This is a genomic window from Sciscionella marina DSM 45152 (assembly GCF_000379465.1).
GTDB classification, from domain to species: domain Bacteria; phylum Actinomycetota; class Actinomycetes; order Mycobacteriales; family Pseudonocardiaceae; genus Sciscionella; species Sciscionella marina.
Genome location: NZ_KB905383.1, coordinates 84,200 through 102,689, shown reverse-complemented (window position 1 = coordinate 102,689; position 18,490 = coordinate 84,200). Strand labels below are relative to the sequence as shown.

At 66.0% G+C, this 18,490-nt stretch carries 23 protein-coding genes, 2 tRNA genes and 2 pseudogenes; 15 read left to right on the top strand and 12 right to left on the bottom strand.

Annotation, left to right across the window (positions count from 1 at the left end; genetic code table 11):
* Nucleotides 1-68 precede the first annotated feature (68 nt).
* From A37U_RS0111650 to A37U_RS0111615, 8 genes are all read left to right on the top strand, one after another.
* Nucleotides 69-1,052: an ABC transporter permease gene (locus A37U_RS0111650; protein ID WP_020496821.1), complete on the top strand. Its 984-nt coding sequence runs from the start codon at nucleotides 69-71 to the stop codon at nucleotides 1,050-1,052.
* Nucleotides 1,049-1,855 carry an ATP-binding cassette domain-containing protein gene (locus A37U_RS0111645; RefSeq protein ID WP_020496820.1) on the top strand — a complete coding sequence of 269 codons (807 nt, stop codon included), beginning with the start codon at nucleotides 1,049-1,051 and terminating at the stop codon, nucleotides 1,853-1,855. Before A37U_RS0111650 ends, A37U_RS0111645 begins: the two co-directional genes overlap by 4 nt.
* A 159-nt stretch (nucleotides 1,856-2,014) precedes the next feature.
* Nucleotides 2,015-2,854: a type III secretion system chaperone family protein gene (locus A37U_RS43240; protein WP_240437552.1), complete on the top strand. Its 840-nt coding sequence runs from the start codon at nucleotides 2,015-2,017 to the stop codon at nucleotides 2,852-2,854.
* A 50-nt stretch (nucleotides 2,855-2,904) separates the two neighbouring features.
* On the top strand, nucleotides 2,905-3,684 hold the full coding sequence (locus A37U_RS0111635) for an SDR family NAD(P)-dependent oxidoreductase (protein WP_020496818.1): 780 nt from the start codon (nucleotides 2,905-2,907) through the stop codon (nucleotides 3,682-3,684).
* Nucleotides 3,685-3,702: 18 nt separating this feature from the next.
* Nucleotides 3,703-4,380, top strand: coding sequence for a hypothetical protein (locus tag A37U_RS48240; protein WP_020496817.1), 678 nt, complete (start codon nucleotides 3,703-3,705; stop codon nucleotides 4,378-4,380).
* 52 nt (nucleotides 4,381-4,432) lie between these two features.
* Nucleotides 4,433-5,002: an orotate phosphoribosyltransferase gene (gene pyrE, locus A37U_RS0111625; protein ID WP_020496816.1), complete on the top strand. Its 570-nt coding sequence runs from the start codon at nucleotides 4,433-4,435 to the stop codon at nucleotides 5,000-5,002.
* A gap of 53 nt (nucleotides 5,003-5,055) precedes the next feature.
* Nucleotides 5,056-5,898: a LemA family protein gene (locus tag A37U_RS49075; protein WP_020496815.1), complete on the top strand. Its 843-nt coding sequence runs from the start codon at nucleotides 5,056-5,058 to the stop codon at nucleotides 5,896-5,898.
* Nucleotides 5,899-5,908: 10 nt separating this feature from the next.
* The gene (locus A37U_RS0111615; protein WP_020496814.1) at nucleotides 5,909-6,562 is read left to right on the top strand and encodes a TrmH family RNA methyltransferase; all 654 of its coding nucleotides are present in this window, start codon (nucleotides 5,909-5,911) and stop codon (nucleotides 6,560-6,562) included.
* Nucleotides 6,563-6,599: 37 nt separating this feature from the next.
* Here A37U_RS0111615 and A37U_RS0111610 read toward each other — a convergent pair whose 3' ends face one another.
* From A37U_RS0111610 to A37U_RS0111600, 3 genes are read right to left on the bottom strand one after another with little or no spacing between them, the layout of a single operon-like run.
* Nucleotides 6,600-7,238, bottom strand: coding sequence for an aminodeoxychorismate/anthranilate synthase component II (locus A37U_RS0111610; protein WP_020496813.1), 639 nt, complete (start codon nucleotides 7,236-7,238; stop codon nucleotides 6,600-6,602).
* A 25-nt stretch (nucleotides 7,239-7,263) separates the two neighbouring features.
* Nucleotides 7,264-7,419 (bottom strand): hypothetical protein, encoded by a 156-nt coding sequence (locus A37U_RS52565; protein WP_020496812.1) that lies wholly within the window; start codon nucleotides 7,417-7,419, stop codon nucleotides 7,264-7,266.
* The gene (locus A37U_RS0111600) at nucleotides 7,419-8,285 is read right to left on the bottom strand and encodes a class E sortase (RefSeq protein WP_240437551.1); all 867 of its coding nucleotides are present in this window, start codon (nucleotides 8,283-8,285) and stop codon (nucleotides 7,419-7,421) included. The genes A37U_RS52565 and A37U_RS0111600 overlap by 1 nt, the downstream gene beginning before the upstream one ends.
* A gap of 161 nt (nucleotides 8,286-8,446) precedes the next feature.
* Here A37U_RS0111600 and crgA point away from each other — a divergent pair, with 161 nt between their 5' ends.
* Nucleotides 8,447-8,713: a cell division protein CrgA gene (crgA, locus tag A37U_RS0111595; protein ID WP_020496810.1), complete on the top strand. Its 267-nt coding sequence runs from the start codon at nucleotides 8,447-8,449 to the stop codon at nucleotides 8,711-8,713.
* A gap of 133 nt (nucleotides 8,714-8,846) precedes the next feature.
* A complete protein-coding gene (locus A37U_RS43225) occupies nucleotides 8,847-9,206 on the top strand; it encodes a PH domain-containing protein (protein WP_020496809.1) in 360 nt (119 codons plus the stop codon).
* 81 nt (nucleotides 9,207-9,287) lie between these two features.
* Here A37U_RS43225 and A37U_RS43220 read toward each other — a convergent pair whose 3' ends face one another.
* Complete coding sequence (locus A37U_RS43220) at nucleotides 9,288-10,025, bottom strand: rhomboid family intramembrane serine protease (protein WP_020496808.1); 738 nt, start codon at nucleotides 10,023-10,025, stop codon at nucleotides 9,288-9,290.
* Nucleotides 10,026-10,203: 178 nt separating this feature from the next.
* Nucleotides 10,204-10,758: a peptidylprolyl isomerase gene (locus tag A37U_RS0111580; protein ID WP_020496807.1), complete on the bottom strand. Its 555-nt coding sequence runs from the start codon at nucleotides 10,756-10,758 to the stop codon at nucleotides 10,204-10,206.
* 170 nt (nucleotides 10,759-10,928) lie between these two features.
* Between A37U_RS0111580 and A37U_RS43215 the strand changes: the two genes are divergently transcribed.
* Complete coding sequence (locus tag A37U_RS43215; RefSeq protein WP_157182760.1) at nucleotides 10,929-11,717, top strand: hypothetical protein; 789 nt, start codon at nucleotides 10,929-10,931, stop codon at nucleotides 11,715-11,717.
* A gap of 31 nt (nucleotides 11,718-11,748) precedes the next feature.
* On the opposite strand, the gene A37U_RS0111570 is transcribed toward A37U_RS43215, so the two are convergent.
* On the bottom strand, nucleotides 11,749-12,279 hold the full coding sequence (locus A37U_RS0111570) for a DUF2020 domain-containing protein (RefSeq protein WP_026197114.1): 531 nt from the start codon (nucleotides 12,277-12,279) through the stop codon (nucleotides 11,749-11,751).
* 273 nt (nucleotides 12,280-12,552) lie between these two features.
* On the opposite strand from A37U_RS0111570, the gene A37U_RS0111565 reads away from it, so the two are divergent.
* From A37U_RS0111565 to A37U_RS54840, 3 genes and pseudogenes are all read left to right on the top strand, one after another.
* Entirely contained in the window at nucleotides 12,553-13,299 is a 747-nt protein-coding gene (locus A37U_RS0111565) for an SAM-dependent methyltransferase (RefSeq protein ID WP_020496804.1), read from the top strand.
* A 47-nt stretch (nucleotides 13,300-13,346) separates the two neighbouring features.
* Nucleotides 13,347-13,535: pseudogene (locus A37U_RS54845) on the top strand (FAD-dependent oxidoreductase); the annotation flags it as partial.
* A gap of 37 nt (nucleotides 13,536-13,572) precedes the next feature.
* Nucleotides 13,573-14,265, top strand: a pseudogene (locus A37U_RS54840) (FAD-dependent monooxygenase); the annotation flags it as partial.
* A 241-nt stretch (nucleotides 14,266-14,506) separates the two neighbouring features.
* Here A37U_RS54840 and A37U_RS0111560 read toward each other — a convergent pair.
* A tRNA-Ala gene (locus tag A37U_RS0111560) sits at nucleotides 14,507-14,579 on the bottom strand.
* Nucleotides 14,580-14,595: 16 nt separating this feature from the next.
* Nucleotides 14,596-14,718: a DLW-39 family protein gene (locus tag A37U_RS53540; RefSeq protein WP_020496803.1), complete on the bottom strand. Its 123-nt coding sequence runs from the start codon at nucleotides 14,716-14,718 to the stop codon at nucleotides 14,596-14,598.
* Nucleotides 14,719-15,419: 701 nt separating this feature from the next.
* Here A37U_RS53540 and A37U_RS51385 point away from each other — a divergent pair.
* A complete protein-coding gene (locus A37U_RS51385; protein ID WP_157182758.1) occupies nucleotides 15,420-15,656 on the top strand; it encodes a hypothetical protein in 237 nt (78 codons plus the stop codon).
* Nucleotides 15,657-15,827: 171 nt separating this feature from the next.
* Here A37U_RS51385 and A37U_RS0111545 read toward each other — a convergent pair whose 3' ends face one another.
* The 4 genes from A37U_RS0111545 to A37U_RS49070 form a co-directional block, all read right to left on the bottom strand.
* Complete coding sequence (locus tag A37U_RS0111545) at nucleotides 15,828-16,094, bottom strand: YdeI/OmpD-associated family protein (RefSeq protein ID WP_026197113.1); 267 nt, start codon at nucleotides 16,092-16,094, stop codon at nucleotides 15,828-15,830.
* Between the two features lie 98 nt (nucleotides 16,095-16,192).
* Nucleotides 16,193-16,687 (bottom strand): hypothetical protein, encoded by a 495-nt coding sequence (locus A37U_RS0111540; protein ID WP_020496800.1) that lies wholly within the window; start codon nucleotides 16,685-16,687, stop codon nucleotides 16,193-16,195.
* 968 nt (nucleotides 16,688-17,655) lie between these two features.
* Nucleotides 17,656-17,729 (bottom strand) — tRNA-Ile (locus A37U_RS0111530).
* Between the two features lie 31 nt (nucleotides 17,730-17,760).
* Entirely contained in the window at nucleotides 17,761-18,468 is a 708-nt protein-coding gene (locus A37U_RS49070; RefSeq protein ID WP_020496798.1) for a DUF3566 domain-containing protein, read from the bottom strand.
* Nucleotides 18,469-18,490 lie beyond the last annotated feature (22 nt).

Below are 18,490 nucleotides of genomic sequence, written 5' to 3'. Positions count from 1 at the left end.
CGTGGTTGTGTTGGTTCTAACCAACACAACCACGCACGACCGGGAATCGGGGGTGCGCGGTGACAGCGGTGACGCAGGATCAGGCGAAACGGTTCGACCCTGGCGAGATCTTCCGGCGGTCGCCCGTGGTGGGTCCGCTGCTCGCGCTCGTGGTCGCCATCGTGGTGTTCTCGGTGTCCACGGACACGTTCCTCAATCTGGACAATCTCTCGCTGGTCGTGGAGCAGTCGCTGGTCATCGGCACCCTCGCGCTCGGGCAGACGCTGGTGATCCTGACCAACGGCATCGACCTGTCGAACGCCTCGAACGCGGTGCTCGCGACCCTGATCATGGCGATGCTGGTGGCCTCGGGGGCGACCTCGGGCTGGCTCGGCCTTGTCACCGGGATCGTGACCTCGGTGGTCATCGGGTTCCTCATCGGCACGCTCGTGACCAGGGCGAAGCTACCGCCGTTCATCGTCACCCTGGGCCTGTTCACGATCCTCACCGCGCTCGGCAGGCTGTTCGCGAGCGGGCAGTCCGTCCCGGTCAAGGGCGGAGTGCTGGCCTGGCTCGGCACCGAGAGCTACCTGTTCGGCGGTATTCCGGTCACCTACGGCATGACCTTGGCGCTGATCATGTTCATCGTCGTCTGGTACGCGCTGGTGCGCACCTCCTGGGGCAAACACGTGTACGCGGTCGGCAATGCCCCGGAGGCCGCGCGGCTTACCGGGATCAACGTCGGTCGCACCGTGCTCTCGGTGTACATCGTGGCCGGACTGATCTACGGCATCGCCGCCTGGCAGGCGCTCGGCCGGGTGCCCAACGCCGACCCGAACGCCTTCGAGACCGGCAACCTGGAGTCGATCACCGCGGTGGTCATCGGTGGCACCAGCCTGTTCGGCGGCCGCGGCGGGGTCACCGGAACCCTGGTGGGCGCGCTCATCGTCGCGGTGCTGCAGTCCGGGCTCACCCAACTCGGGGTCGACGACCTATACCAGGAGGTCGCCATCGGTGTCCTCGTGATCGCCGCGGTCGCGGTGGACCGGTTCGCACGACGGAGGCAGCCATGAGTATCACCGCACGCGGCCTGTCCAAACGCTACGGGCACGTGGTCGCCATGGACAGGACCGACTTCGATCTCGCCGACGGTGAGGTGCTCGCCGTGGTCGGGGACAACGGCGCGGGCAAATCCACCCTCATCAAGACACTGTCCGGGGCGGTCATCCCGGACGAGGGCGGCATCGAGCTGGACGGGAAACCGGTGCGCTTCCGCGGCCCGCTCGAGGCACGCCGCCACGGCATCGAGACCATCTACCAGGACCTCGCCGTCGCGCCCGCGCAGGACATCGCCAGCAACCTCTACCTCGGGCGTGAACGCAGGCTGGCTGGCTGGCGCGGCAAGCTGTTGCGCCACCTCGACCGCAAGGGCATGCGGGAACACGCTCAGCAGGTGCTCGACGAGCTCGGCATCGGCATCAAATCGATCAGCCAGACCGTGGAGACCCTCTCCGGTGGACAGCGTCAGGCCGTCGCGGTCGCCCGCGCCGCCGCGTTCGGCACCAAGGTCGTGATCATGGACGAGCCCACCGCCGCGCTCGGGGTCGCCGAATCCGCGAAGGTGCTCGAGCTGATCGGGCGAATCCGCGACCGCGGCATCCCGGTCGTGCTGATCAGCCACAACATGCCGCACGTGTTCGAGATCGCCGATCGCGTGCACGTGCACCGGCTCGGCAAACGCGTGGCCATCGCCGACCCCGGGCGGCACAGCATGAACGAGGTCGTCGGCCTGCTCACCGGAGCACTGCGGATGAACGAGGAGGGCACCCTCAGCGAGGTCTCCGGGGCGGTGCACACCGGACTCGACCCCGACTGACCAGCGCAAACACCCGCTTGTGAGTGCTTGTGTTGGTTAGAACCAACACAAGCACTCACAAACCCGAAGTGACCTGCGCGGGGGATTGACTGGGCCAGATGGGCGAAACGCCGCACCCGGATCACGAAAATGATCTTGGTGGCGACTACTCTGCGCACGGTGGGACTTCCAGCGTGGTTGTGGTTCGTGATCGCCGTACTCGCTGCCGGCGCGGGCGCATATCTGCTGCTGCGCGGCCGCACGGTGCAACATTCGGTCGACAAGGAACGCCGCAAGTGGGCCTCGCTTCGCGGCTGGCAGTACGTGGACGAGGACAGTCGGCTACTCGACCAGTGGAACGGGGGCGCGATCGCGTACTTCGGCGGCCAGTCGGCCGTGGATGTGATCGCGGGCTCGACGTTCACCAGTGACGGCAGGCGCCCGGTTTTCGTGTTCGACCAGGAGACCGAGGGGCAGATCGACACGACCGTGGCCGCGGTCCGGTGCCGTCGCCAGTCACCCGCGCTCATCGAGCTGTGGCTGCCGAACGTGCCCTTCCAGCGCGACCAGATGCCGGACCTGCTCGGTCCGGTCGGCCAGCGCTATGCCTTCGTCTCGGATGTGAACACCGCTCGCGCGATGATCACCAGGGACCTCGTGGACATCGCCGACGGTCTCGGCGAGGACGTCACCGTGGTCTGGCTCGAGACCGACTGGGTGCTCGCCGCGATCTCGCCGGATGCACCGCCCGCTCGCCTCGAGCGCCTGCTGCGCGACCTCGGGGAGCTCGCCGACCTCGTCGACCCGGTCGACCAGGCACCGAACCCCGGCAGGCACGCGGAACCCGCCCAGGAACAGGAATTCCAGCCACAGCAGCAGGATCCCCAGCAGCAGCCGACCGCCATCCAGCAGCCCGCCGAGCTCGATCAGGGTGCCGCCCCGCAACCGCGCACCTCGGACGACGAGGGCAACGAGCAGTCGAACCCGGGCCCGGCGGCGCAGCTGGGCGGCAACAGCTGAAATCTCCCGAACCCGCGAACACGCGCACCCGGACGCGTTACGGTTGACGCATGCCGACAGCTTTGATCACCGGGGCGACCGCGGGTATCGGTGGCGCATTCGCCCGTAAGCTCGCCGCCGAGCGGTATGACCTGGTCACGATCGCCCGCACCGAAGCACGTCTGCGGGAACAGGCCGAGCAGCTGCACGCCGAGCACGGCATCGAGGTCGAAGTGCTGCCCGCGGATCTCGCCGATCCGGAGCAGCGCGGCCGCGTCGAACAGCGCCTCGCCGACGAGCACCGTCCCATCGATCTGTTGGTGAACAACGCGGGCTTCGGCACCCGTGGGCGATTTGTCGATACAGACCGGGAACGGTTGCAGGAACAGCTCGACGTGAACGTAGTCAGCGTGCTCCGGCTCAGCCACGCCGCCCTCGGCCCGATGCTCCGCAGGGACGCGGGCGCGGTGGTCAACGTCTCCAGCGTCGCCGGGTTCTTCCCCGGAACCGGCGCCACCTACTCGGCGACCAAGGCCTATGTGACCGCCCTTTCCGAAGGACTCGCCGCGAATCTCGCGGGCACGAACGTGCGGATGATGGCGCTGTGCCCCGGATTCACCAAGACCGAGTTCCACGAGGCCGCCGGGGACGACATGTCCGAGGTCCCCAAACAGCTGTGGCTCGACGCGGACCGGGTGGTCGCCGACTGCCTCGCCGATCTGCGCCGCGGCCGGCCCGTCTCGGTCCCGACCCTGCCGTACAAGGTGCTCACCGGATTCGGCCAGTACGTGCCCCGGCCGTTGTTGCGCATCATCACCAAGCAGGCCACCAAGGGTCGCGAGCGGACCTGACCGGAGAACCACGAAGACATGCACAACAACTGGTGGATCTACGTCCTCATCGGGATCGTCGGTCTCGGCTGGGCATTCATCCAGTACAAACTCCGCGAAAAGCGGGTGCGCGCGGTATCGGCCTACGCTTCGCGGCACGGGTGGAACTTCGCGCGGGTCAACGGCGAACTGGGCAACCGATTCCGCGGCGAACCCTTCGGCAAGGGACACCGGCGCACCGGGAACCTCGTGGTCACCGGGGCGCACCGGAACCGGTACTTCACCGCGTTCGAGTACACCTTCAAGACCACCGAGGGAAGCGGGAAGGACCGCCGCGAGGTCACCCACTACTACATGGTCGTCGCGGTCACCCTGCCCGCACCACGACCGATGCTGCAGGTCAGCACGGAGAACTTCGCCACGCGGATGTTCGGCAATATCGGTATCGGCCGGGATCTGCAGCTCGAGAGCGAACAGTTCAACGAGCGGTTCCGGATCAAGACCGACAACGACAAGTTCGCCTATGACGTGCTGCATCCGCGCACCATGCAGTGGATGCTCGACGATCAGCGGTTCAGCCAGCAGCCGTTCCGCTTCGAACGCTCCGATCTACTCACCTGGCGCAAGGGCAAGATCGAGCCGCAGCACATCGACGGGTACCTCAACTACCTCTGCGATATCGGGGACAGCGTTCCGCAGTTCGTCTGGAAATCCTGAGCCGCGCGGGTACCGGAGCCCGTCCGGAGTCCGCTGTGCGAAGATCGCCACCGTGGTGAGCGTGGTGAATGGCGGGGCATACGAGAAGGACCGTTCGGAACTGAGCAGGCTGGTGCGCGAACTCTCGGTCGTGCACGGCGAGGTCACCCTCGCCTCAGGGAAGACGGCGGACTACTACGTGGACATGCGGCGGGCGACGCTGCATCACGCCGCCGCTCCATTGATCGGCAGGCTGATGCGCGGGCTGACCGCCGACTGGCACTACGTCGCCGCGGGCGGGCTGACCCTCGGCGCCGACCCGATCGCCTGCGCGATGCTGCACGCCGCGGCTGCCGAAGGAACCGTGCTCGATGCCTTCGTGGTGCGCAAGGCCACCAAGGAACACGGCATGCAGCGGCGCGTCGAGGGCATCGAGGTCGCCGGCCAGCCGGTGCTCGCCGTCGAGGACACCTCCACCACGGGTGGTTCGGTACTCAGCGCCGTCGAGGCACTGCGCGAGGCGGGAGCCGATGTCGTCGGCGTGGCCACCGTCGTGGACCGGGACACCGGCGCGCGCGAGGCGGTCGAGGCGCAGGGGCTGCCGTACCGCTACCTGCTCGGCAAGACCGAACTCGGACTGTAAAAAACGCGCACTCGGCACCCGCACAGCGGTCCTTACCGGTAGCCTGCCCAATCGTGAGCACTGGTGCAGTAATCGGCATTATCGCCGCGGTCGTCGTGTTGTTGCTGATCATCGCCATCTGGCTGATCAGCATGAAGAACAAGTTCGTACGGCTGAACGAGACCGTCCGTGAGTCATGGCGCCAGATCGACGTCGAACTCGAACGTAGGCACACCCTGATCGGCAACCTCGTCGAGACGGTCAAGGCCTCCGCCCGCTTCGAGCAGCAGACGCTCACCCAGGTCGTGCAGGCTCGTTCGGCCGCGATCGCCACTCGCGGCCAGGGCCCGACCATGCAGAGCCAGGCCGAGCAGCAGCTCAACGGCGCGCTCAACCACTTCTTCCAGATCAGCGAGAACTACCCGGACCTCAAGGCCAACGCCGATTTCCGCCAGCTGCAGGACCAGATGGTCGAATGCGAGGACCGGATCGCCGCGGGCAGGCGCTTCTACAACGGCAACGTGAAGACCTACAACGAGCGGTTCGGCACCTTCCCGACCAGCCTCATGTCCGGCGGCTACCAGAAGGCCGACTACTTCCAGGTCGACGACCCGGTGGTGCGCCAGGCGCCCAATATGCGCGGAATGTTCGACGACCTGAACGGTCCGCCGCAGCCGCAGTTCGGCGGACCACAGCAGCAGTACGGCGCGCCGCAGGGGATGCCGCAGCAGCCGATGCCCCAGCAGCTTCCGGGTGGGCCGCGACAGCCAGCGCCCCAGCAACAGCCTCCGCCGCAGGCCCCGCCGCAGCCCTATGGCCCCGGTCCCGGACAGCCGTATCCGCAGCAGCAATATCCGCAGCAGGGTCAGTACCCACAACAAGGCCAGCCCGGGTACGGCCAGCAGTGGCGTGGTTGATCGCGATCAGGTGAGCGAGGTTCCCACCCCAGGGCCGACCGAGTGGGCCGCCGAACAAGTCGGGGTCGGCCCCTGGACCGGTCGCCTCCCCGAAGGCGAACACTACGATCCGCAACTGCTCGCCGAGGGCGATCGGCGCAACGTCGTCGATCGCTACCGGTACTGGTCCCGGGAAGCGATCGTCGCCGATCTCGACACCCGGCGGAACCCCTTTCACGTGGCGATCGAGAACTTCCAGCACGACGCGAACATCGGCACCGTGGTCCGTACCGCAAACGCTTTCCTCGCCGAAGCGGTGCACATCGTCGGCCGGAAACGCTGGAATCGGCGCGGCGCCATGGTCACCGATCGTTACCAGCACGTGTTCCACCAACCGGACGCCGGGGCGCTCGGCGAATACGCCCGCGAACACGGACTCAGCATCGTCGGCGTGGACAACACCCCCGGTTCCACCCGGATCGAACAGACCGAACTCCCCCGAGCCGCGATCCTCCTGTTCGGCCAGGAAGGGCCCGGACTCTCCGCGGCCGCACGCGAACACGCGCAGATGTGCGTGTCCATCGCCCAGTTCGGTTCCACCCGCTCCATCAACGCCGGGGTCGCCGCGGGCATCGTCATGCACACCTGGATCCGCCAGCACGCGGATCTGTCCGAAGCCTGGTGACTCCGAGCACGACGTGCTTGTGCCCTGTTCGACCTGTTCAGCCCGCTTGTTGCGCGAGCGAGCGCATGTCCTGCTCGAGCTCGTCGACGAGTGGGGCGGGCACCTCGAAGCCGGCCTGCCGCAACCAGTTCGCCAGCATCCGGTGCCCGCCGTCGGTCAGCACGGATTCGGGGTGGAACTGCACCCCTTCGAGCGGCGCCTCGCGGTGGCGCATCCCCATGACGACGCCGCCTTCGGTGAGCGCGGTGACCTCGAACTCGGCGGGCATGGTCTGCGGGAGCACGGTCAGCGAGTGATACCTGGTCGCGGTGAACGGATCCGGCAACCCGGCGAGCACCCCGTGGCCGGCGTGGTGCACCTGGCTGGTCTTGCCGTGCATGAGCTCGTCGGCCCGATCCACGGTGGCCCCGTACGCGACGCCGAGCGCTTGGTGCCCGAGGCACACGCCGAGCAGCGGGGTCCCGGATTCGGCGCAGGCGTGCACCATGTCGATGCAGACCCCGGCCCGTTCCGGGGTGCCAGGGCCCGGGGAGAGCAGCACCGCGTCGAACTGCCCAGCCGCCTCGGCGCCGATCGCGTCGTTGCGCCAGACCTCGGGCCGTACTCGCAGCTGGGCGAGGTACTGCACGAGGTTGTAGACGAAGCTGTCGTAGTTGTCGACGACGAGTACTCGCATGGCCCAACCGTAGCGGGTCGGTCCCTCAGTCGATCGTGACGTCGTTGAACGGGAGCAGCGGATCCACCGCGGGGAAGATCACGAACAGCAGCAGAGCGATGATCCCGAGCACGAGCACGAGGGCGCACGACACCCGGACGGCGAGCGGTCCGGGAAGGTGGCGCCAGATCCACGCGTACATCAGTTGGTCTCTCCGAGCTCCGGCGGCATCGAGTCACCGCTCTTCTCGTACGACTTGACCAGCACACCGTGCAGAATGAGTCGTTCCCGCGCGGAGAACTTCGGGTGGCAGGTGGTCAGCGTGATCAGCGAGGCCTGTGCTTGCGGGACCACGGCGTCCGAGGGTTGTCCGGGGATCGGGTCGATCACCTGCCCCTGATCCGGTTGCACGATGTCCTTGCCGTGCACATCTCGATAGGCACCGCCGAGCGGTTGCACGTGCGAGTTCGCGCACCGTGGTTGCGCACCACGCCCCTGCGCCCAGCCGCCGACCTCACCGGTCTCGGGCAGCATGCGGTAGACGTACCAGTGATCAGCGGTCTCCACCACGATCGCATCGCAGGACTGCACGAGGTCGAGGTCGTTGAACGGAGCACCGCGCCCGACCCGGTGTCCGGCAACGGCGAAGTTGCCGCGCTGCCCCGGCATCGCCGTATCCCGATAGTGACCGGGACCGGCTTCGAGGTCTTTCGCATTGGTTCCTTGCACGACCGAGAAGTGATAGTCGGGCCCGAGTGCCGGGATGTAGAGGCGCGCAAACGCTTGCCCGTCGAGTGGACCGAGGCCGTTGCCCCGGTTGTTCTGCCACTGCTGCTCGAGTCGTTCGGTGACCTGGCGTTGCTTTTGCGCCGAGAACCAGTCGGTCACGTAGACCTCGTAGAACACGAACAGCAATACGATCACACCAAGGGTGATGAGCAGTTCACCGAGAACACGCAGGATCCGCGCGCCACCGCCCCCACGACCGCTCCCGTGCGCAGGCGGGGTCGGAGTTCGTGGTGGCCCCTCGAACGTCCGCCCGTCTTGTTCAGCGGTTCGATGTGTCACGGACACCTCGTCGTGGCGATCGGTTGAATGGCGTCCACACGCGGCGCTCCGCACCGGGGACCTGCGCAGCGGTGTTCGGTTACGTTAACGTATTGGCAGGCAGGAGGTCGCGCAGTAGCCGTGACCCGCCGTTGACGTCGTAGGGAAGCTCGAGGATTCCGATGCCGAAATCAAAGGTCCGCAAGAAGGCGGTCTACACCCCGCCCGCCACCCAGAACACGCCGAAGAAGGCGAAAGCGGTAGGACCATCGCATCCCGCGTACGTCGCCGTGATGCTCGGACTCATCCTCATCGGCCTCGCCTGGATGATCGTCTACTACCTGGCCAGCGACCGGATCACGTTCATCGGCGACCTCGGCTCGTGGAACTTGCTGATCGGCTTCGCGCTCATGATCGCCGGTCTGCTGATGACGATGAAATGGCGTTGACCAGCGGAAACACATATCTGTAAGCCAATCCCCAGTGTGGACATCGTCTGTGGATAACTCTCCGATTCATCCACATGGCACCAGAACCTCGTGGACAACTCCGGTCGGCGCGGTCGTCGTCTCGGTCCTGGCCATGGCGTTGTCCGTGTCGGGCGCGGTGCTCAGCTCGGCACGCGCCGGAGTGGTCTTCTGGAGCCTCGCCGCGATCGTGTTCGCCGCCTACACGGTGCACTGGCTGCGCGCGCGTCCGCGGCTGCGCGCGGACCCGTCCGGCATCACCGTCCGGGGAACCCTGCACACCTATCGCCTCGACCACGGCCAGGTGCGGGTCGGGCTGCGGTCCACGCATCGGCTCGGGCGGACCGGTCAGCTGCTCGAGCTCGACGGAATCGACACGCACGGTGAAGAACGGCTCCTCCTGCTCGGCCGCTTCGACCTGGGCACCGAGCCGGACGAGGTGCACCGGCAGCTCGCCGCACTGCGTGCATCCTGACCAGGCCAAACATGCGCTCGTGTGTGGTTGTGTTGGTTCTGGCCAACACAACCACACACGAGGGTTGCCCGCCTGGATTCGCTAGCTGCCCGTGGTGCAGAGCCACTGCGCCTGGTTGCAGATCGTGACCTCGGAGAGGGCAGATGTGCGCAGGACGCAGATGAGCACGAGTACCGCGAGAATGACGATGATGGTGCCGATCTGAACGACGGTCCGGCGCTTTGCGGGCGCGTAGACCATCGCGGCCATGGTGAGCGCGCCGATGATCAGCCCGCCGACGTGGCCCTGCCAGGAGATGCCGGTGACCTGGAACGAGATGACCAGGTTCAGCACGATGACGAACAGGACCGACTTCGGGTCGAGTTTGAGCCGCACGACCGCGACGAGCAGCGCGCCCATGAGCCCGAACACGGCCCCGGACGCCCCGGCGACCTGCGTGTCCACCGGGGAGAGCAGGAAGGCCGCGACCCCGCCGCCGAGTAGCGCGGTGAAATACAGAGCGGTGAACCGGATCCGGCCGAGCACGACCTCGACCTCGCGCCCGATGATGTACAGCGACACCATGTTCAGCACGATGTGCAGCAGTCCGAAGTGCAGGAATCCGGACGTGAGCAGCCGCCACCATTCGCCATGGGCTGCGACGTAGGCGGGGAACAGGTCGAGCTGAACGAACAGCGGCGTCCGCGTATTCTGCATGACGCTCTGTGACTGATATGCGGTGATCACGTACATCAGTACGTTCACCGCGATCAGCACGAACGTGACGACCGGCGGTCCTCTTCGGATCGGTGCCCCGGCGACGGTGGTCGGGGTGCGCACGATCCCGGCCGCCTGGTGTACGCAGTCGACGCACTGGTAGCCGACCGCGGCCTCGCGAAGGCACTCCGGACAGGCCGGCCGACCGCAGCGAGTGCAGGACAGCTGCGTCGGCCGCCCAGGGTGCCGTACGCACACAGGCTGGCCGCGCGCGTCTGGCTCACCCTGGGGATAGCTCAAGTCAGCCCTCGCCGCGCTCGATCTCGACGCGCTCGATCACCACATCGTTCACCGGGCGGTCGCCTGGTCCGGTCGTGGTGGTCCCGATCGCGTCCACGACGTTGCGCGACTCCTGGTCGGCCACCTCACCGAAGATGGTGTGCTTGAAGTTCAGGTGCCCGGTCGGCGAGACCGTGATGAAGAACTGCGAGCCGTTCGTGCCCGGTCCCGCGTTCGCCATGGCGAGCAGGTACGGCCGGTCGAACTGCAGTTCCGGGTGGAACTCGTCGTCGAACTGGTAGCCGGGCCCGCCTCGGCCGGTGCCGGTCGGATCTCCTCCCTGGATCATGAAGCCTTCGATGACCCGGTGGAAGATCGAACCGTCGAAGAACGGTCCGGAGCTGCCGCCCTTGGCGTTCGGTTGGGTGTATTCGCGTGTGCCCTCGGCGAGACCGACGAAGTTCGCCACCGTCTTCGGTGCCTGATCGGGGTAGAGATTCACCCGAATGGACCCAAGCGAGGTGTGCAGCGTCGCGGTCACGTTCACTCCGACAAGCGATTCATTGCTGTCTGCCACGCCGCATATCCTGCCATTCCCCGACGAATCCGACCCGCGCGGGGGATAGCCGCTGGTCAGCGCGCGTATCCGGCCTTTCTTACGGCAGAATGAGCCGCTCAGGTGTATGAAGTAAGCAGCGGAGGCGGTGCGGACACCGGCTTCGCCCGAGTTCGGATGAGGTGAACGCGGTGGGAGAAGCGAGCAAGACGCTCGAATCCGGTATTGGCGCGGTGCGGAAAAATGCGAAGCGCGCCGAGCGGAAACTCGCCGAGCATGGGCTCGACCCGGCGCAATTATCCGATACGGTCACGGCGGGTGCGGAATTCGCACGCGAGGAACTCGTCGCGACCACCCGCAGGACACAGGACTTGCTCGCCCGCGCGGGCGAGCGGACACGCAAACAGGCCACCAAGGAGGCGAACCACGTGGGCAAAAAGGCCGAAGCCACGTTGACAAAGGCCGAGAAGAAGGCGAAGCGGAAGGCCGACAAGACCGCGACGAAGCTCGCGAAGAAGGGCAAGCAGGTCGAACAGGTCGCCGGTGAGGTCGCCACGAAGGTCGAGAAGAAGCTGAACGCGAAGCTCGACAAGAAGGCGGCCAAGGCGGAGAAGAAGTCGGCTAAATCGGCCAAGAAGGAAGGCAAGCGTCGCCGTTGGCCGTTGGTCGTCGGGCTCGCCGTGGTCGGCGCCGGCGTCACCTACGCCGTGCGGGCCCGGTCCGCGCAGCAGGTCGCGCTCGACCAGGACCTGCCGGCGAGCAAACCGACCCCGGTTCCGTCCCCGCAGCCGAACGCGAGCAAGCCCGCCCCGGCCAAGCCGAGCCAGGACTCCGCCGAACAAGCGAAGTCGGCCCCGAAGACCGAGGGCAAGTCTGAATCGAAGTCGGACGAGACCAAGTCGGCCACCGGTCAGGACGAGCCGAGCGGGCAGCACGCGCTGCGCAACGGCAACGCCACCGCGCCCAAGAAAGAAAACTGACCCCTCCTGGTAGGTGGCGCGAGCGCGCCACCTACCAGCCCAGGGCCGTGATCGTCTGCTCCGCGGCCTCTTTCGCCTTGATCGTCTGCCGCTGATTCGTGGTCACCACGACCGCGGCATCACCTTTCGCGACCGCGTAAACCGCCCCGGAATCCGTCGGCTGCGAGCCTCCGCTCCACCCGGCCGGCTCCGTCGCCTTCGCCGAAGTCCGCACCGGCGCCGCCTGATCCACCAAGGCATGCGCCGTTCCGCTGTCTCCCTTATACGGCCGCACCGTCAGCTGCAGCCCGCCGCTCGGACGGTAGAAGAAGCAGGTCGGCGCCGACTTGTCCGCCGAGATCCGCACCTGCCCCACATGCTGACCGTTCACCTCCTGGGCGGATTCCTTGCGCAGATAAGGACAAGCTGCCGTGCGCTCCGGATGTACCGGTGGCGGTGGCTGCGCCGCGGGCGCCGTCACAGTCCGCGTGCTCGGCGGCGCCTGCCCCGTGCCGCCCGGCTGACCACATCCCGCGACCACCCCGCCCACGAGCACGATCATCACGGCCATCCCGATCCTCATGACCCGCGATGATAAGGACGCCACCCACCGTGCGAACTCCTCCCCCGACTGTCTGCGTGGTTGTCCACAGCGGCGGCGGTTGTCCCCAGATTTTTCGCACCCCGCCATTCGCTGCCGTGCACCGATATACTGGATGCGGGGTCGCGCCCCGGTGAGGGTGGGGGATGTCGGGGTGGGTTTTCCTTGTCAGGGCTGAGTGTTCGGGATTTCGGTTCGTCCTGAGGGCGAAAACCGATGGCGATCGCGTGTGGCGTTCGGGCAGGCTCGCCGGCCATGGACATCCGCGACCGGTATCGCCCGATGCTGTGGAATACACCGCTGTCCGAGCAGCATGCTTCCGTCTTACTCGGCGAACTCGATCCCCACGATGGACAGCGCATCGTCGACCTGGGGTGTGGGTGGGGCGAACTGCTCCTGCGCGCGCTCGAGCTGGCGGGCCCGCGGACGCACGGTGTCGGCATCGAAACGGAACCCGCGCATCTGGACCGCGCCCGCGAACTCGCCGAGAGCCGCGATCTCGGCGCGCAGCTCGAATTCCACACCGGTGATGCGAACAAATGGAGCGGCACGGCGGACCGGGCGCTGTGCATCGGCTCGACCCACGCTTATGGCGGCTTTGCCAGCACACTCCAAGCCTGCGCCCGCATCCTCCCCGCGGACGGCCGGGTACTCATCGGCGAGGGCTACTGGCTGCGCCCACCCACTCCGCAAGCTCGGGAAATTTTCGGCGAGGAACTCGGCACCCTCGAGGAACTGCTCGCCCGCTGCCGCTCGGCCGGGTGGCGGATCCTCCACAGCAGCACGGCCGACCAGCACGAGTGGGACGAGTTCGAAGCCGCCTCGATGCGCGGACCGGAACAGTGGTGCGCCAGCAATCCCGGTGACCACACGGAAGTCCGCGAATGGATCACCGAACGGAAGCGGAGCTATCGCGAGGTCTACCGCGGTGTGCTCGGGTTCGCCTACCTCGTACTGGTCCCGGAAAACGTCGGCCAAGACCCCACGCCCGAAAAGCAGTAGACTAGCCACATGGCTAGTTCAGCTGTGGACACCGCCCCACGGGCCGGGTGCTCATAGCCGGTGCGGGAATCGTCGGGCTGAGCACCGCATTGTCCTTGCGCCGGGCGGGTTTCGAAGTTGCGATACGGGAAAAGGCGTCGCAGATCCGGGAAACCGGCGCCGCTCTCGGGGTCTGGGAGCACACGATCCGAGAACTCGAACGACTCGGGCTCGGCGCACAGCTGGCCGAGATCGAGGCCGAACGGAGTTTCGTCCGCTATCGCGATCCCTCCGGTGCCGAACTGGCGACGTCCGCAATGCCGCCGGGCCGCACGGTGTACCCGGCCCAGGCTCGGTGCGCTGCTCGCCTCCGCGGGCGGTGCATCGGATCTGCGAACCAGCAAGGAAGTCGTCGACTACACCGAGGACAGTGCCGGGGTCACCGTACACTACACCGCTGGCGACCGGGAACGAGCGGATCTGCTCGTCGGCGCCGACGGGCTGAACTCGCGGGTGCGCACGACTCTCGTCCCGGGAACCGAAAGCCACTACTACGCACAAGGGCATCGCGTCTGGCGGGCGACGCTGCCGTTCGACGGCGAGATCGGCGACGGTTGCCCGGTGATCGGGCACAACCGCACCCGAGGCACGCTCATGCGCTTCGCCCAGGGTTCATGTTGCTGGGTGATCGCTCAGTTCGGCCACACCACCGAAAACACCGCGAATCCTCAGGAAGAAGCCCTCGCCAAGGCGCCGAACCTGCACGACGGGAGATCGCGGTTCGCGTTGCGCGAGGCCATCCTGGCCACCCCGGAAGACTCGGTCATGCGCAACCAGGTCGCCGTGGTGCCGGAAATCCCGCGATGGGCCGGTAGCCGGGTCGTACTCGCCGGCGACCCGGCACACGCCATGTCCCCGCACATCGGGTCCGGAGCCTCGCTGGGGATCGAGGACGCGCGGGTACTCGGTGATTGCCTCAACCGTGCCGACATCGCGCCGACTTTGGCCGCATACCAGGAAAACAGGATGCGGCGATACCAGCAGGTGCGCGCGCACGCGGACGCCATGGCCGTGGCCCCGACACCGGCGTCCTACGTCGAACGCTTCGCGCACTACCTGAACTGGCTCAACACCTCGGCACGAACCAACCCAGCGACCGAGATGGGGCCGGGAGGACATGCGGAACGCAAAAAGCTCGTGCTCTCCGCGAGCACGAGCTTCCGCTATGTGGAGCCAAGGGGAATCGAACCCCTAACCCCTGCCTTGCAAAGGCAGTGCTCTGCCAATTGAGCTATGGCCCCTGGCGGCGAGACCGTCCTACGTCGAGGTCGGAGCGGTCGCCTCGCGCCACAGATCCGCCTCTGCCTTGGCGGCCTTGTTCTTGCGGATAACGAACAGCACGCCACCCACGATGGCGCCCAGTACGAGCAGCTTCTTCATGGTCCTCACCTCTCTGCAGCCCCAGCGCCATCAAGTGTACCGGCCGATGCCTCGGTCAGGTTCACGGGCATGAGGTGATGCCGAGGTGAGCCGATACTCCATTGCGGTTCGCCCGGAAGTGTGGCTTTGCCTGGTTTCCCATCCCCTACCTTGACACGCCCATCCTCGCTCGTCAGGATTCGTTGTAAGACCTTTCAAACTCATCAGTAGGGAGGGGCCGATCCCGTGAGATGCGGAACCGGACATACCGCGAAGGCGTGTGTGCCACGATGAGCACTTTCAGGCCACGTCACTCCAGCGCAACACGGACCCGAGTGCAGCATGGATCTGGCTCGAGCACGCTGTTCCGCTCGGTTGCCCCGCCGCTACTCGGCTTCGTGCAATCGGACCGGCCGGAACGGGAACCGGACGTCGTGCACCTCACCTACGGAGCGATCAATCCGTTGCTCATACCGGAACAGGCACCGGTGACAACGTTGTGCGGTGAGCAGTTCACGCAGGACACGGCCCGCAGCCCAGAGCCGGCCGGCGCACCGCCATGCCCGATGTGCCTCGATATGGCGATGAACGACACGGCAAGCGTGAACTCCGCCAGTTAATTCCTCCAACCGCCTCATGCGTCACAACGGCAACGGAGTACGGTGATGGCCTCATTACCGGCCGCTGCGGCTGTGTGCATGTATTGATCGAGGAGGTTTTCTGTGGCGATGGCCAGTGTCCTTGCGGAAATGCCCGATTTGTGCGATCGAATGCTCAATGAACATCTTCCCGATTCTTCTGGACGCTGCGCCGCCTGCCGGGACGAACTCGGCACCCAAGCCTCCTGGCCCTGTCTTACTTACACAGTCGCGGAAAAAGCCCGCGCGCTCAGCACCGGCGGTGACGTGCAGCCGATCAGCCAGCCCCGCAAGGCAGGCGGCGGTAAACACTCTCGCTGATTCACGAACTCCATTACTTTCGAGGTGAATTCATCTCGAACCATATGTTTCCACCACCCGTGCGATTTCACACGCGGGTGGTGTTTAGTTTCTGTTAGTTTTCCGCCGAAAATAGTTCTAATACGAAATTCGCTGCTTGTTTCACGTTGAACCAGAGAAGACCCGGCTCCATCAGCTGCCCGTGCGCTCCCGATGCTTGCACCCCGGCCAGCAACACGGACGGCGCTTACCTTCCGCGAGCTCCTCCCGGGTCCGGCGAATGCGGCGTTCCCGGGTCGCCTCCTGCTTGGCGTCCTCGACCCAGCAGATGAACTCGTTGCGGGCGAGCGGCGTGATGTCGGCCCAGGCATCGAGTGCCACGGCATCCGCGAGGAGCGCCTGACACAAGTCCGCGGGCAGCTCGTGTACCACTCCACCGGCCACTCGTGTGCTGCTCACCGCACCAGAGTACGGGAGAAACGCGAAAACTCCCGCTGCCGTGTCGGTCAACGGGAGTTTTGCAGGGTGGGCCTACCAGGACTTGAAGGGTACCGGAACTAGCGACGCCGCGCTCGCCGTTCGCGTTCCTCGTCAGTTCGTTTCATGGATAGCCCGTCCTGCGCTCCGTAGGCAGCTTTGGCCGCCACGTTCTCGACAAGGCTGAACGGGTCCAGTTGCAGGTCGGTTAACCCGGCGACCACATCAGTTATCGCGGTCGCTTGAAAGGCCGGAGCCCAGCGAGCCATCAGCTCCATCATCTCGGGAAATGAACCCACGCGCATGAGCGGCGATACGCGACTTTCGGTGTTGACAATGAGCAGATACTCGGTTGGTTCGTTGTCTCGCGCTCGTTGCCATGTCTCCAGAAACAGCGTTGACTCAGGATCACCGAGGGTCGTGAACTCGCGCCACCCTTCAGCACGCAGCAGATCGCTGAGGCCACCATCATCGTCGGAAGCAAGAACCTTTGTACTCTCCCACTGCCCTTCAGCATTCAACTGCAGGTCACGTGCATCCTTGCTTGGTATGACCAACTCCTCCGCATAGACCATTTCGGGCACCCGGTTACCGGGTACGGATGCTATCGACCTCAGTCGACTCGGGCTGATACCCGACGCGCTGCCGTACTCCGTTGGCCGCCGGCGCTTGCGTCGTCGGGCGTCGATCGCCCCGACCACGCCTGCCCGCGAGTTGCCTCGCGATCGTCCCGTTTGGTGTGAGCTGGTGGCCGCCGATCAGCAGGCGCACTCCCTGTCTGCAACGCTCGCTGAGTCAACGACGATATCGGCACATGGCATTTGATTGGTTAGGGCCGGTAGTTGCCGCCGTAATACCTGCAGGTCTGGGTGTCGTAGGGGCCGCTGCCAGTGGGCAAGGCCGACGGCGAAGACGACTCAAACACGACATAGAAGCCGCTGTCGCCTTGCCAGAAGGTACAGAAGCGCGTAATAGGCTGCTGGATCACGTAACGTGGCAGGTTGACGAGCTGCGCAGTCGGGAAACGTCTGGGGAACGCCAAGTGGGGCCTGGAATGCTAGCCGTGATCATGGCTGTCGGCATGATCGTACTCGCATTTTTCCTATTTCGCGCAGGCGAGTGGTGGTGGACCTCGCTCGGAGTAGTCGCGACGTTGGCGACCCTGACGCTAGGCGCCGTTGCAACCGAGCTGTTTCGACGGCAAGGTCGGAGTGACTCATCGGAGCGTGCAAGCGAGTAGGACATGGCCCGGCCGCCGTGAGCGCCAGCGGGAGGCGGGCCGGGCCTCGGCGGCGCGCAGCGCCGCCCTTGACATGTACACCGAGGACGTGCCCGAGCTGCACCACGCTGCGGCCGAAACGGTGTCCGATTTGCTTCTTGATCCGGATGAGGACGATGAGACGGGCGAACTCCCGGTTGACCTGCCGTAATGCGGGCCTTGTGACCAAATCCGTGACCAAACAGCCCGGTGACCAACAATCGAAGAACCCCCGGAAAGCCAAGAACCCCGTGACCGTGCTGGTCAGCGGGGTTCTTGTTGGGGTGGGCCTACCAGGACTTGAACCTGGGACCTCTTCGTTATCAGCGAAGCGCTCTAACCGCCTGAGCTATAGGCCCTGGAGACAGCCAACAGCTTAGCGTACGGCTCTTACTCGCGTTCGGCCAGGGTGACTTCGAGTCCGCCGGCGAGATCGGCGGAGACGTTGTAGACGAACGCGGACACGGTGGCCACCGCGGTGAACAGGATGATGTTGACGACGCCGATGATCGCGGTGATCCCGAAGACGCGGCCGATGGTGATCAGCGGTTCGGGGCTGGCTCCGCTGGAGGGGGCGACGAGGTCGGTGTAGGTGCCGTTGATCTTGTCCCACACACCCATTCCACCGAGCACGGCGTAGAGCACGCCGACGGCGACCATGAGCACCAGGAAGAAGGCGATGGAGAGCACGAAGGCGAGCTTGAGCACCGACCACGGGTCGACGCGTTTCACCTGGAGGCTCGCCCGCCGCGGTCCGCGCCCCGGCCTGCGCAGTGCGCTCGGGGTTCCGGTGCGCTCGTCACCGCGTCCGCCAGTCCCGGGAAGGCTGACGGATGTGCGCCCTCCGGCACGGGCATTCGGTTCCGGGGCGAACAGCGGCTCGTGGTCCTCGGCGCCGACTGGCTGCTGAATCATCGTCGGTTGTTCCTGGTACTCGGTTCCGTCTTCGGTCAGTTGACCGGAGGCGGCGGGCATCGGATGCTCGCCGGTTTCGGTGCGGGTCTGGCTGCTGGCCCGTTGCCACGGTGGCGTACCGCGCTCACCGGACGCTTTATCGCCCGACTCGGGTTGGGTGCCGTTGCGCTGCTCGTCGCTCACGGCCTCTCCTTCCGCTCATTCA

Coding starts and splice junctions, on each gene's coding strand:
- A37U_RS53540 (WP_020496803.1), bottom strand. CDS start 14,718: ATGAAGAAGCTGCTCGTACTGGGCGCCATCGTGGGTGGCGTGCTGTTC.
- A37U_RS0111645 (WP_020496820.1), top strand. CDS start 1,049: ATGAGTATCACCGCACGCGGCCTGTCCAAACGCTACGGGCACGTGGTC.
- A37U_RS0111635 (WP_020496818.1), top strand. CDS start 2,905: ATGCCGACAGCTTTGATCACCGGGGCGACCGCGGGTATCGGTGGCGCA.
- A37U_RS0111570 (WP_026197114.1), bottom strand. CDS start 12,279: ATGAGGATCGGGATGGCCGTGATGATCGTGCTCGTGGGCGGGGTGGTC.
- A37U_RS0111565 (WP_020496804.1), top strand. CDS start 12,553: ATGGACATCCGCGACCGGTATCGCCCGATGCTGTGGAATACACCGCTG.
- A37U_RS0111610 (WP_020496813.1), bottom strand. CDS start 7,238: ATGCGAGTACTCGTCGTCGACAACTACGACAGCTTCGTCTACAACCTC.
- A37U_RS43225 (WP_020496809.1), top strand. CDS start 8,847: ATGGCGTTGTCCGTGTCGGGCGCGGTGCTCAGCTCGGCACGCGCCGGA.
- A37U_RS52565 (WP_020496812.1), bottom strand. CDS start 7,419: ATGTACGCGTGGATCTGGCGCCACCTTCCCGGACCGCTCGCCGTCCGG.
- A37U_RS0111540 (WP_020496800.1), bottom strand. CDS start 16,687: ATGGTCTATGCGGAGGAGTTGGTCATACCAAGCAAGGATGCACGTGAC.
- A37U_RS48240 (WP_020496817.1), top strand. CDS start 3,703: ATGCACAACAACTGGTGGATCTACGTCCTCATCGGGATCGTCGGTCTC.
- crgA (WP_020496810.1), top strand. CDS start 8,447: ATGCCGAAATCAAAGGTCCGCAAGAAGGCGGTCTACACCCCGCCCGCC.